Raw genomic sequence first — 12154 nt, 5'->3', positions numbered from 1 at the left:
GTGAATTGCATTGAAATATTTCGAAGATCTGAAAATCCTGAATCTGATCCTATAACAGAACGATAAATACGATGCAATTTTTCAGAATAGGAAAAAAATTCTTCTAAAATAAAATTCTCGATTTTTTTGGTCTCTAAAAAAATCTTATCCAGATGATGACGTGGGATTAAGAATTGTTTTCGAAGAGATCGGAGGCGTAATTCGAACTGACCTGTTCTTTTAAGGGCCACCACTGGTCTATATGCCATTTGTTTAAGCGAACGTTTAAGTTCAAAAACGTGTTCTAGAGATTGGGCTGTATTGCTATTATTTGATCCATAATCTTCAATATTATTTGATCCACATGGACATTGAAGAGCAGAACCATTTATCTGAAGATTAGCACTACATTTAGCACAGAAGGAAGCTTCGCATTCCAAACATTTTTTAGAGTTTGAATCAATTATCATGGTACCACAGAATGAACAATAAATAGGAGCTGAGCTGAAACTAAGATCAAGTACCATTCTGATCCAAACCTAAACATTTAACTGAAAACTGTCTTTATAAGGAAAGAAAATCTTAGCATAATATGTTGTGTATTATACCCTATAATTTTTTGTAAAAGTTGATTATATATAAATTAAAGATTAAAAATAAATGATCTTGTAGTAAATTTAAAGAAAAACTGATTATTTCAACGAAAAACACAAAAATGAAGTACTTCGTATTAATCAGGAGAAAAGGATAGTTAATTAAATTAGAATGATCAATTATAACCCCTATTCAGGAAAATTTCCTATAAAGGCTCTTTTTTTTGTACCGAATTGTAAAGAAATATAAAGATCCTAACATAGATTTCTAACGAGTGACCTCTATCAAAAAAAATGAGGAATGCTAAACCAATGGGATTACGAAGAATTGAAGAGAAAATCACACAAGAAGCTGAATTGAAAAGAAAAGGTACAAAACTTGCGCTTAAATCCCTTGAAGAATTAAGTCAAAAAGTCCATCAGCTTCATGATGAGCTTCAAAAATTGGAAAAAACCTATGAAGGAGATTTCAAGAAAAATCCACAATTAGCTCAACGTCTAATGATAATTCGTGAGGAGTTAGGTCTTCCACAAGCTCTTGGAATCTATGAGGTAGGGAAAAAACCAGGGATAATAGATAAATTAAAGGGAAAAGATGATTATCTGAATTATTTAAGCCTAAGAATTATAGAAATTGGGAAAAACACAAGGCTTCAAACTGGAGGATTATTAAGCGTTTCTGAATTGCTTACACGACTTAATGATGAAAGTAAAGGGATTACAATCTCAATAAATGATATGAATTCTGCCCTGAAGATGCTTGAAGAAAATGGAATGATACATGCAATTAAAAAACTAGCTGGAATAAAAATTGTTGAATTTTTGGATCCAAAACTATCTGATGATCACCAAGTGATATTAGAACTCGCAGCTCAATATAATGGTGAGATTGGATTATCTGAATTGTTGAGAAAAACCTCATGGACTATAGAAAGGGTTAATAATGCGTTAGATTCTCTAATAAAGCAGCGTATTGCAATTAAATCCGATTCCCTTGATGGATTAACCATTTCGTTCCCTGCAATTTGATTTGATACGTTAATGTTAATTATTATCATTGGACACAGGTCTTTACTATTATCATTAAGAGGAAAATCATAATTTGGATATACCATATCTGTAGAAGGGAGTTATATAGTACTTATAGGAAGTCTTAATAAGAAGCCTACCTGAAAGTGACATGAACTTATATAATATATTTTAAGGACTTATATATAATAACAATTAGAAGAGATGATACTTCTTTGAAAAGAATTAAAGGATTCTTAACTGGAAAAAAACCTTCAAGCTCAACCGAAACTAAGGCAAAGCTTAAACGAACGATTAATCAAATGGAAGTTAAGATAAAAAATTATCAGCGCCAAGCAGATGAGCAACATGACCTTGCACGAACACTACTTAGGGGCGGTAATAAACAAGGTGCTCAACAAGCGTTAAAAAGACGTGAATTATATTTAACACAAGTAACAAGCAGCTATAATAAAATTTCAAATCTTCAACGAACGATAGATACACTAGATATTTCAGCAGATAATGTAACCCTTACTCAGACCCTATCTGATGCTCAAACATCCATAGATGCTAATATCGCTGCAGCTTCTCCAGAACGAACAGAGGAAGTTATGATGGCATTAGAGGATTCAATCGAAATGGTTTCAGATATGGATGAAGCACTTACAGATACCTCTATTACCGAAATTGGGATGGATGTAGAAGCTGAAGACCGTATTTCTCAACAAATGGCTGAATTAGAAGCTGAAATTGCTTCTGAATCATTTATTAAGGAAAAAAAAGAACCAGCAGTGTCTTCTCCAATTAGTTCCTCTACAGGCACTCAAAGTTCTGCAACCAAAGAAGCTGATAAGAAAAAATTGGAAGAAATGCGAAAACAAATTGAAGAAGGATTGAGGTCTTAACAATGGTATTTGATAAATTCGGGAACTGGCTTAGAGGTGGAGATCGTTCTACAAACACACGCAAGTGGATAGTTCGTCTTCGAATGGTTGAAAAAAGAATGACACGTCAACGAAATAAGCTGATTAAAGAAGAAAGACAGATGTTGAAGGAAGTAGAAAAAGCTGTCGAAGATGGAGATATGACTACCGCCCGTTTATTAGCCAAAGATGTAGCCAAAAATCGTACCATGGCCCGAGGATGCCAACAGATGGCTAGCCGGGTAAAAGCTATTAAATTTAAACTCGAACAAGCAGCAGCAACTCAAGCAATTGGAAAAGACTTGAGAGGATTAGTAAGAGCACTTCATCAAATGAATACTCAGCTGAAAATCCCCCAATTAGAGGGAGTTCTTCAACAAATGGAAATAGAAACCGAAAGAATTGATATTGCTACTGATGCAATGGATGAGGGATTTGAAATGATGACCTCTGATGTTGAAGAAGATGAAATGGTGGAAAAAATAATTGGTGAAATTAGTGCCTCAAAAGTAGCTACAGCAGATTTTGGGCTTCCAACGCCAGATATTCGTTCTCAAGAGCTACAAAAAGAACTAGAAAAAATTAAGAAGGATTAATTCCTTCATTTTCTAATTTGATTAATCTAAGGAGAATACATTATGTCTAGTCCATTGTTTGAGGCAGCCAAAAAAAACGCAAATATCGCCTATAAATTAGATCAAAGTGGGCAATCTCATCAATCGATTCGATACTATATAGCTGCTGCAGAGCAGCTGCATAAATTACGAGATTTTACAGAAGATCCAAATATGAAGAAGTTATATTACGAACGTGCAATGTCTTATATTATACGAGTTAAAGAAATTAGAGGAATAATTGAACCCTCGGAAGGGAAAAGTAAAGGAAAAGGAACACCTTCTTCTTCAGCATCTTCAGGGCCTGAGGATGAAATTACAGGTGCAATATCGGATGTAATTGTCAGAGAGAAGCCAAATGTGAAGTGGGAGGACGTTGCGGGAATGATAGAAGCTAAAAGAGCCTTGAGAGAGGCAGTTATTCTTCCTATGAGTCGTCCTGACTTATTTAAAGGAGCACGTAAACCATGGAAAGGAATATTATTATTTGGTCCTCCTGGCTGTGGAAAAACTTATCTGTGTAAAGCTGTTGCCTCTGAGGTGGACTCTACATTTTTTTCTGTTAGTGCTGCAAATTTAATCAGCAAGTGGTTAGGTGAATCTGAAAAGTTAGTTGAAGAGCTTTATGACCGTGCAGAAGAAGAAGCTCCCTCAATTATATTTTTTGATGAAATTGATGCCTTGGCTGGAAGAAGAGGGGGAGCTTCCGAGCATGATGCCATGCGTCGGGTAAAAACACAGCTACTTCAGGCAGTTGAAGGATTTGGAACTGGAGATGAATTAGTTGTTACAATTGGAGCAACAAATACTCCTTGGGATATTGATGCAGCAATGAGGCGTCGATTTGAACGAAGAGTCTATATAGGATTGCCTAATCAGTCTGCACGGGAGGTTATGTTTAAGATTCACACTCGTGGTGTTGCTTTAGATTCTAATGTGGATTTTGGTCAATTATCTGATTATACAGCTGGATATACTGCTGCAGACATAGCACTTCTCTGTCGTGAAGCATTAATGCATCCTATTCGTGAGCTTGATGCTGATGGGGCGTTAAAAGACCATTCAATTCAACCCAGAAAACCTAATATTGATGATTTCACACAATCTATGGTTCATATTAAACCATCTGTTTCTCCTGAAGAGCTTGTTGAATATGAAAAGTGGAAAGAAAAATTCGGAGGATAAGGTACAAAAATCTGTACATGTTCAGTGAGCTGGATGTATATGGCTGAGATGCAACGAAAACGCGAGAAATCAGATGTTAAAAAGAAAGAAAATGAACCCTTTGAAGTTTTAGAAAGTGTTATGAATCAATTAAATGAATCTTTAACCGAAAAATCTGAAACAGAGAAAATAGATCTTAGCTCATTTTCACCAGAAAGAGTAATTCCTCCATCTAATCAAACAATTGATACTGAAATTTCCTCTCAAGAGTCTATATTGAACGATATCAGTACTGAAACTTTGCAAAAGCCTATATTGGAACCTGGTAAAATCGACCCAAGAATTAAACCGATTATACCACAATGGGTAAATAAACCTTGGCGTTGGATGGTTCCAGATGACATTGAACACAAAAAGCAGTGGTTAATCACTTGGGGTGAGTTTATTTTAGATTTTGCACGGATCCTGAATCTTCATATTATTGATTTACAAGAGATTAGCTTAGTTTATCCTTTTTATAATACACTTACAAAGAAGAAATTATCTATTCCTCAATTGATCCTTATTTCAGATTATTTAGTAGAAATAAACAAAGCAAAATGGTGGGATGAGCAAAAAACACGGTTACGAATATATTGGAAGACCCTAATAACGTACTGTGACGATTTATTTGAGTTTGCATTCAAGAATGGGTATGAAATGGTCACTGCATATGATATTATCCAAATGAAGCAAAGCTGGTCGACCTTACCTGGAACTGACATTAAGACTATCATGAAACTATTAGTAGAAACAAAGAGAGCGTCTTGGGCTGATTCTGAGAAAAAAACTATTGAATTTCATTTCAATTAGTCGAGGGAATCTTTTAAATTACAATGTGAGGAATCACAACAAAACTTCTTAACCCATTCAATGAAGCCTTTCATAGACGTTAAAAGACATTAACTTTGAGAATCCCGAGGAATTTCAGACAAATGATGAACCCTGAGGCTGAAGGGGATCTATTAGCACCCCTAGAGGACTATTTAAAGGCTGGAGTCCATATTGGTACTTCTTCAGGTATGAAGAGTATGGATTGGGCAATATATCGAACTCGGAGCGATGGATTATACGTATTAGATGTTCATAAAACAGATGAGCGAATTCGTACCGCTGCAAAATTTTTGGGTCGACAGACGATGTCACGAATTGCGGTATGCAGTGTACGAGCATATGGTGTATATCCTGTTGAAATGTTTGCTAAATTAACTGGAGCTTATGCAATAACAGGAAGATTTATACCTGGAATTTTTACCAATCCAAATATCCAAGGTCGGTACGACTTTTTGGAACCAACAAGTGTAGTTATTACAGACCCTCATTTTGATAGACAAGCTCTCAAAGAAGCCTCAAGAGTTGGTATTCCTGTTGTATCACTCGTAGATACCGATAATGTAACCCGTTATGTTGATGTCGCTATACCCTGTAATAATAAAGGACGAAATTCATTAGCAATGGTCTTTTGGCTCCTTACTAAAGAAGTTCTTAGAGAAAGAGGAGAATTAACCCCTGAAAGAGATGCTCAATTACGCGTGGAACAATTTAGAGCTCCTCGAGGACGAAGACCACTATCTGCATCTGATCCTTATTAAAGAGGTGGAAAAAAGCCAATGATGATTCCAATTCGCTGTTATACTTGCGGAAAAGTTATCGCTCATTTGTATGATGCCTTCTTAGAAGGTTTAAAGGAAGGAAAAACAGCGAAAGAACTTCTTGATTCCTTTAATTTAACACGATATTGCTGTCGACGAATGCTGATAACTCATGTAGAACTAATTGACGACATTTTAATATTTTCAAGTCCAACCCGGTAATTCACTCTTTAGAACCTTTTACTGAAAAATTAATGCTTTAAAGAGCCTTTTTTGTTATTGATCGGCGAAAATAAAGAATCGATGATCAAATTACTTTACTTTATCTATGGAGACTAAATTAAAATACCTAAATTCCTAGATTCTCTCAATTGAATATTGGGATAAAACTGGTTGGATAAACCAAATGAAATATATGATAGGGATTATGAGCAAGAATCGCGAGTTTTTTCCAACAGCAGCTTTATTGGATGAACTCGCTAAAAGATCTGACTGCTCTGGGATTTATTTATCCACACCCTATATTTCTCCCCTTATCGATAATCTAACTCCTTTTAAATCAGATGCACTCTTTGCGGGTCAATCATTAAAAAGCATTGATGGAATTATTCCACGTGTTGGACGATCTCAAACAGAAATTGGTTTAATATATTTAAAACATTTTGAATTAATCGGTATTCCTACAACTATTACATCTGAGGCCTTGTATAATACTCGCGATAAGTTTCGATGTTACCAGACACTGTACAAAATACCTGACATTAAACTACCAAAGACAATTTTGATTAATAATTCGTATGCTTTTGAAAGAATAATTGAGCGGTTTAAATTTCCCGTAGTCATTAAGATTCCAGATTCTAGTCAAGGTGCAGGTACTATTTTAGTTCCTAATAGACGTGTTGCAGAAGAAATAATTGATGCTTTAGCCCTTCAACATCACAGTCCTGTATTAATTCAAGAATTTCTAACTCCATCAATATCTGATATAAAAAGAGATGATAAAAAACGATCTGATATAAGAGTTTTAGTTGTTGGAAATCAAATTCTTGGAGCAATGGAACGAATAGCTTCTAAAGGAGAATGGAGAACTAATTATGCTCAAGGTGCGATTTGTAAACCTTATAATCTGGATGAGAATATGCAAGAACAAATTTATAAGATAGTTGAACAAATAGGAATTGAGGTTGCTGGAATAGACCTTTTTCCCACATCCGAAGGGTTGTATGTCTTAGAAGTGAATGCTTGCCCAGGATGGAAAGCCTTTGAAGAAACTTATCCAGATATTAAGGTTGCAAAGATTATTGTTGACTACTTGCAGCACAAGATCCAAGATTAAGAAAAAATAAATACGATCATAGATGACTAATGATACTAAAAACTCTTATCCGCAATCCTAATAAAGCCAAAGACATACAAAATGGAGTGAATCCCTTTCTTATTATTAAAAAGTAACTGAAAGGTTTCTCTGTTAAATACATGTGATCGCAATGGCTGAGAAAAATGACTTCACAGGATTGAAGTTATCTGAAGAAGTTACAAATCGCCTTAAAGAAGAGTTTCCTACCTTAATTGCATTAGCTACGACTCCACCTGATGAAGTAGTCAGACGTTGCGAAATAAATCGTCGTTCTGCTGAAACTGCCGTGTTAAAAGCAAGAAAATTAATAGGGATGTCAGAACCTATTACTGCTGCTGAATTACTTCAACAAAGACTAATAAAACCTCATTTAACAACGTCTTCACAACAATTAGATGAAATCCTAGGTGGGGGTATTCACGTAGGAGCTTTAACAGAGTTTAGTGGATCTTTTTCGACAGGTAAGACCCAATTAGCTTTTCAATTATGTATAAATGTTCAATTGTCAGTTGAAGAAGGAGGGCTTGATGGAACTGCTCTTTTCATTGATACAGAAAATACATTTTCACCTGCACGAGTTGCAGAAATGGCTTACCCATTTACTAAGGATCCTTCTCTTTTTTTGAAAAAAATATTTGTAAGTCGTGCATATAATACTGACCATCAAATCCAAATTGTCTCCAAAGCTGACAAATTAATAGAAAAAAATGAAGTAAGACTGATTATCGTGGATTCAATGGCTTCTCACTTCCGAGCGGAATTCCCTGGGAAAGATAATTTACCACGAAGACAACAAACATTAATGTCTCATGCAGAAGACCTACAAAGATTATCAGAAGCGTTTGAATTGGCAGTGGTTACTACTAATCAAATTTTAGGAAATCCAGATAGTCTTTTTACAGGAGAAAGTAATCTGTCTCCAGCTCTTGGTTTTGCGTGGGGACATAGACCAACGCATAGAATCTTACTAAGGAAATCTAGAGGAACTGCACGGATTGCACGGATATTTGATTCACCTGAATTAGCTGAAAGAGAAGCAGTATTCCATATAACCTCCCAAGGAATTAGAGATGGACCTCCCCTCGATTACTGAAATTTAATTATTATATTTGGTGGATCTAGGAGAAAAATTAGCCTAAATTTCGATTTTTAATCAAATTTATGTATTAATAAAGAAAGCTAGTCATAAAAACTGATCCCCATCCATGATTAATCGAGGATTATAATTTGAATCAATCCCAAGGAAATTCTTTTACTTATTTACACAGACTTGCCGAGGTTACATTAACCGAACCAGTAATCGTAATCCAAGGATTACCAGGTATGGGTTTAATTGGTAAGATTGCAGCCTCATTTCTGATCGAAAATTATCATGCAATAGAAATAGCTCGATTTTTTAGCTCTTTCTTTCCTCCCGTTGTCCAGATAGATAGTAAAAGCGGATTAGGACGGTTAGCGCGAGTTGAAATATACGCTATAACCGATACCACCCCTAATTTAATTATTTTGACTGGTGATGCTCAACCTCATGATATTGGGATAATTCAGGTTCTTAACTCAATACTGGATTATTTAGTTGAACAAAAAGCTCATACAGTGATCTGTCTCGGTGGTCTCCGAGTTCATGAAGATGGTCCAGACATTGCAGGATTTGGCTACACTGAAAAAATAAGAGATTGGCTAACAGAGCATGATATTTCGCTTTTAAAAGGAGGAGAAGTAACAGGTGCAGTTGGTGTTCTTTCTGCCTTGGCAGCAGAACGAAATCTTGAAAGTTATGGATTATTAGGGAAGTTAACCCTAGCTGGGACTGATCCTATTGCAAGTAAAAATCTACTGCAAAAAATTGATGAGCTTTATTCTATTGGATTTGATCTCGAAAAAATGGATAAAACAATCGACGATGCTTTGCAAAAAAACGAACGTATTGAACATCTTGCACGGGAAGTCCTCGAGCAGAATAATGAGGAAGACGAACGAGGACCAGGATATTATATTTAATTCAAACGAGTAAAAAATTTCAAGATTTAATGGACTTTGTTACTATTACTACGATCAGTAATCTTTTCTCTCTCTCTTTGCATCCCCTGGATCAATTCCCACGATGAAACCAGTATCCTCGATTTGATAGGCAAAAGCCATACGTGGGGTATTAAAATCAAACCCTACATCATTCTGGTTGAGCATAATAACCCCTCCTAAACCATTTACACGTTTCAATTCAGTAATTGCTCTAGTTGCAGCTTTATTCAAAGAGGGTTCTATTTTCGCATATTCAACAGCTTTGTAGGTCAATAAAACTTTGATTATATCTTCCCCATACCCCGTTGCAGCAGCTCCAACACTGGATTCTACATAACCCCCTGCACCCCATAAAGGAGTATCCCCTACCCGTCCTGATCGTTTATGAGGAGTTCCTCCAGTAGAAACCCCAACAGATATTTTTCCTAAGATATCAAGACAGATAGCTCCAACTGTTCCCATACCATTTATTTTTCTTCTTGAATCTCTAAACATATTTTTTGCAGAAAAATTGGGAATTCTTTTGATTTTGTAATAACGATCTAATTCTCGACCAACAAGAAGTGATTCTGGAGCAACAAAAGGAAGTCCCATCTGTTCTGCAAATAAATTAGCTCCTTTACCTACTAAAATATGTTGTTTAGTTTTTTCCATTACTAAACGCGCTAATTTAATAGGATTAGAAATATTTTGAACAGCACAAACAGCTCCAAATTGGTAACCTTCAGTAGCAATAATCGCATCCATTTCCACTTCACCAATTTGATTCACAAAAGAGCCTTTACCAGCATCAAACGTTGAATCATTCTCCATAACAGAGATTGCTGCTTCAACTGCATCTAAAGAAGACTTTCCATTCTTTAATAATTTATTAGCAATATTACACGCTTTTTGAACACCATTTAAATGATCAGTCACCGCATTATCAGGAATATCCCACGCACCACCATGAATTATCACTCCAAATTTCATAAAACCACCATTATTATCTAATACGGAAGAAAAAATGGAAATAAATCAAGATTCAAGGCAAGAACTGTGTATTTCTTATTACCAGATAAGAAACAATGTAGTATTTAAAAGAGGTCCACGAGGTGAGAGAACCTATGAATCTTAGGATTTGATTATGATGAGTATTGAATTACCTGAAGCCCAAATCCTTGCAGAACAGTTAAAAACAGTTATTATTGGAAAAAAAGTGATAAATTATCAGTTAGAAGATTATGAAAAAATGCAGAAAATTGGATTTATGAATAAAAATCTAAATGACTTTGATAAACTTATCAATAAAAGAATTTCTAATATAATAGCTCGAGGAAATGTCATTCGAATTCAAATGACAGATCAAGTAAACTTAATAATTGGTCCTGAATATGGGGGAATAATACGATTTTATGAAGGAAATAAACATCACTTGCATAAATTTCATTTATTACTTACATTTGCAGATCAGACATATCTCACTGTAAGACTTATTAGTATGGGAGGTATCTTTGTTTCTCTAGATAAGGAGCTAGAGTCAGTATACCTTTTTCGTCGTGATTTTTCCAGCAAATTATCACCCATTAATTCTACTTTTTCAATCGAGGGCTTTCGAAATCAATTTAATCATCTAAATAGAAATTTAAAATCCATCTTAGTAGGAAAAGATGCTATAATAGTGGGAATTTCAAATAGTGCATTTCAAGACATTATCTTTCGTGCAAAGCTTCACCCAAAACGAAAGGCCTCCTCCCTTACATCACAAGAAAGCGAAGCACTTTATAATGCCATCAGAGATCTTATCAATGAACGGATGAGGTTAGGAGGTAAAATGGATTTTATAGATATTTATGGAAAAAAAGGCCAGTATGTACCAATGATGGGCCCAAATAAGAAAGGTACTACCTGTAAAAATTGTAAAAAACCTATTGAAAAAATAAGCTTCGGAGGAGGACAAATTTATTTATGTTTAGAATGTCAAAAAGATGTAGAATAACTATTACTACAAATAAAGCTCTTTCTATTGACAATAATTAAATATGAGTAATAATTGCGTTGTTTTCTTCAAGTGAATTTATCAATTTAATACCAATAATTCCATTAATTATTTTAAATATTTTTCAATGTGAAGAGCTTTAATGGTTAACCAAGGACTAAGGACACCCTTTTTCTCAAAATTCAAACGCCAAGAGGGAGTAATACCACAGGACCATGAAATTTCCTCCTGACACATATTAGCAAGAACCATCATCGCAAGCTCAAGCCTTTCATGGGAAATAATGTCAGACTGTATCAATGCCTCAACTGCTTCAAATAGATCAGCATAGTAACTACGAAAATACGCAAATTCAAACCACTTCGCAGAAGTAAGACGTTTTAGTCGTGGAAAATCTGCATGAGCAAGATCATGCGCCAAAAGAAAATGCTGGATGGCTTGTATGGTAGTTTTATAGAGATTATCACGCCAATTAATAGGCCATTCGTTGAAAAAAAGTAAATCTTTGACTAAACCCCAAGCACAAGGAAGTTGAAAACGATCAGAACTCTGGGGACCTTTTTTATAATGACATAAACCCTCTTGACCATTAATATGAGTAAGATGAGTCAAACAAGCATCTTTCACCTCAGAACGTAAATCAAAGCCCATGATCAATAAGGAACGGAGAAGCATCGCATTTTCACACTGCATAAAATGACCCCAAACTGGGTGATCACTACGAAAGACCCGTTCCTCGGGATGAATCTGTGTAGAAAAAATATAATCCACAGCACGAGAAATTTGAGGGATTTTAACTCCATTAAAATAGAAATAACCTAGATTAATAAGGGTCCATGGAGTAGATCGATGCATAGGAGTCCAAACCTCATCCTTCCCTTT

14 protein-coding genes are annotated in these 12154 nt (G+C 35.2%); 11 read left to right on the top strand and 3 right to left on the bottom strand.

From position 1 onward, the window contains the following. Positions 1-506: hypothetical protein (locus ACWVCY_RS06295; RefSeq protein ID WP_455141240.1), on the bottom strand; the 506-nt coding region annotated here is incomplete at its 3' end. 378 nt (positions 507-884) lie between these two features. Here ACWVCY_RS06295 and ACWVCY_RS06290 point away from each other — a divergent pair. The 10 genes from ACWVCY_RS06290 (at position 885) to ACWVCY_RS06245 (ending at position 9273) form a co-directional block, all read left to right on the top strand. Next, entirely contained in the window at positions 885-1601 is a 717-nt protein-coding gene (locus tag ACWVCY_RS06290; RefSeq protein ID WP_455141238.1) for a hypothetical protein, read from the top strand. A 215-nt stretch (positions 1602-1816) separates the two neighbouring features. Continuing rightward, positions 1817-2488, top strand: coding sequence for a Snf7 family protein (locus tag ACWVCY_RS06285; protein WP_455141237.1), 672 nt, complete (start codon positions 1817-1819; stop codon positions 2486-2488). A gap of 2 nt (positions 2489-2490) precedes the next feature. Next, entirely contained in the window at positions 2491-3102 is a 612-nt protein-coding gene (locus tag ACWVCY_RS06280) for a Snf7 family protein (protein WP_455141236.1), read from the top strand. 42 nt (positions 3103-3144) lie between these two features. Beyond that, the gene (locus ACWVCY_RS06275; RefSeq protein ID WP_455141234.1) at positions 3145-4305 is read left to right on the top strand and encodes an AAA family ATPase; all 1161 of its coding nucleotides are present in this window, start codon (positions 3145-3147) and stop codon (positions 4303-4305) included. A gap of 39 nt (positions 4306-4344) precedes the next feature. Then, the gene (locus tag ACWVCY_RS06270; RefSeq protein WP_455141232.1) at positions 4345-5136 is read left to right on the top strand and encodes a hypothetical protein; all 792 of its coding nucleotides are present in this window, start codon (positions 4345-4347) and stop codon (positions 5134-5136) included. Between the two features lie 122 nt (positions 5137-5258). Beyond that, on the top strand, positions 5259-5915 hold the full coding sequence (rpsB, locus tag ACWVCY_RS06265; protein WP_455141230.1) for a 30S ribosomal protein S2: 657 nt from the start codon (positions 5259-5261) through the stop codon (positions 5913-5915). 18 nt (positions 5916-5933) lie between these two features. Continuing rightward, positions 5934-6137: a DNA-directed RNA polymerase subunit N gene (locus ACWVCY_RS06260; protein ID WP_455141228.1), complete on the top strand. Its 204-nt coding sequence runs from the start codon at positions 5934-5936 to the stop codon at positions 6135-6137. 184 nt (positions 6138-6321) lie between these two features. Beyond that, complete coding sequence (locus ACWVCY_RS06255) at positions 6322-7251, top strand: ATP-grasp domain-containing protein (RefSeq protein ID WP_455141226.1); 930 nt, start codon at positions 6322-6324, stop codon at positions 7249-7251. Positions 7252-7402: 151 nt separating this feature from the next. Continuing rightward, a complete protein-coding gene (gene radA, locus ACWVCY_RS06250) occupies positions 7403-8365 on the top strand; it encodes a DNA repair and recombination protein RadA (RefSeq protein ID WP_455141224.1) in 963 nt (320 codons plus the stop codon). Positions 8366-8499: 134 nt separating this feature from the next. Beyond that, positions 8500-9273, top strand: coding sequence for a PAC2 family protein (locus ACWVCY_RS06245; RefSeq protein ID WP_455141222.1), 774 nt, complete (start codon positions 8500-8502; stop codon positions 9271-9273). A gap of 54 nt (positions 9274-9327) precedes the next feature. Here the strand turns inward: ACWVCY_RS06245 and ACWVCY_RS06240 are convergent, their stop codons facing one another. After that, positions 9328-10266, bottom strand: coding sequence for an isoaspartyl peptidase/L-asparaginase (locus tag ACWVCY_RS06240; RefSeq protein WP_455141220.1), 939 nt, complete (start codon positions 10264-10266; stop codon positions 9328-9330). A 157-nt stretch (positions 10267-10423) separates the two neighbouring features. On the opposite strand from ACWVCY_RS06240, the gene ACWVCY_RS06235 reads away from it, so the two are divergent. Continuing rightward, on the top strand, positions 10424-11272 hold the full coding sequence (locus ACWVCY_RS06235) for a hypothetical protein (protein WP_455141218.1): 849 nt from the start codon (positions 10424-10426) through the stop codon (positions 11270-11272). 108 nt (positions 11273-11380) lie between these two features. On the opposite strand, the gene ACWVCY_RS06230 is transcribed toward ACWVCY_RS06235, so the two are convergent. Continuing rightward, positions 11381-12154: hypothetical protein (locus tag ACWVCY_RS06230; protein ID WP_455141216.1), on the bottom strand; the 774-nt coding region annotated here is incomplete at its 5' end.

It is taken from the genome of Candidatus Hodarchaeum mangrovi (genome assembly GCF_975850365.1).
Note: the sequence above shows the minus strand (reverse complement) of the source record. Positions and strands in the feature narration are given on the sequence as shown.